This window comes from Burkholderia sp. E168m23, assembly GCF_016586125.1.
GTDB lineage: Bacteria > Pseudomonadota > Gammaproteobacteria > Burkholderiales > Burkholderiaceae > Burkholderia > Burkholderia orbicola.
This window is the reverse complement of sequence record NZ_BCPP01001473.1, coordinates 1-1,044: the sequence shown is the minus strand read 5'-3', so window position 1 is coordinate 1,044 and position 1,044 is coordinate 1. Positions and strand designations below refer to the sequence as shown.

1 protein-coding gene is annotated in these 1,044 nt (G+C 65.4%); it reads right to left on the bottom strand.

Annotated features, from left to right (window positions below):
* Positions 1-99: 99 nt before the first annotated feature.
* Positions 100-1,011 (bottom strand): LysR substrate-binding domain-containing protein, encoded by a 912-nt coding sequence (locus JMF90_RS38240; protein ID WP_011548264.1) that lies wholly within the window; start codon positions 1,009-1,011, stop codon positions 100-102.
* Positions 1,012-1,044 lie beyond the last annotated feature (33 nt).

Here is a 1,044-nt window from a genome sequence, read left to right as displayed (position 1 = left end):
CCCCGCGTGAATCCCATGCTAAGGACAGCCGCAATTTTTTCTGAAACGAAAGATTCGCATGCCTGCATGCGCTGCACGCATGCGTCGCGCGCGGGGCAGTCAGGCCCCGGTTTGCTGCTCTGCCTGTTCGAACAGCCAGCGGGTGAACAGGCGGGCGGCCTGGTTCTGCGCGCGGTCGTTCGGCGAGATCACGTAATAGCCGCCGCCGTGGCTCGCGGACGCTTCCGTCACGCGCACGAGCAGGCCGGCTTCGATGCAGGCGTCAATCATGTAGCGCCAGCCGAGCGACACGCCTTGACCGAGAATCGTCATCTGCACGATCTGCGGATAGGAGTTGATCGTGATGTCCTGCGGCTGCGCCTTCTGCCGGTCGACGTCGTTCATGTCGAACCATTCGGACCACGACATCCATTGGCGCTGGCCGTCTTCGAGGCGCAGCAGCGTTTCGTTCGCGAGATCGGCCGCATCGAGCGTGCGGCCGGCGAGATAGCCGGGCGCGCAGACGGGGAACACTTCCTCGTCGAACAGCCGGCGTGCGGTGTATTCGGCCGGCGCCTGCTGGCGCACGTAGTAGACGCCGACGTCGAATTCCGCGGGCGACATCGATGCCAGGCCGTCGCGCACGATCAGGCGCAGCTTGATGTTGGGATACGCGGCGCGAAAGTTCGGCAGCCGCGGCGTGAGCCACAGCAGCGCGACGCCGGACGAGCACGCGATCGTCAGTTCGAGATCGCCGTACGGTTTCATCACGTCGTGCGTGGCTTCCGCGCATTGCGTGAGCAGATGGTGGACCTGCGCCGCGTATTGCTCGCCGGCGATCGTCAGCCGCAGCGAACGGTGCTCGCGCACGAACAGCGAGCGGCCGAGGAATTCCTCGAGTTGCTGGATCTGTCGGCTGATCGCGCTTTGGGTCAGGTGCAGTTCGGCGGCGGCTTTCGTGAAACTCGCGTGTCGCACGGCGGCTTCGAACGCGACGAGGCACTGCAGGGGCGGGAGAGGCGTGATGCGCATGGCGGGGAGAGAATCAGAGAGGGCGCTGCCTCC

Coding starts and splice junctions, on each gene's coding strand:
- JMF90_RS38240 (WP_011548264.1), bottom strand. CDS start 1,011: ATGCGCATCACGCCTCTCCCGCCCCTGCAGTGCCTCGTCGCGTTCGAA.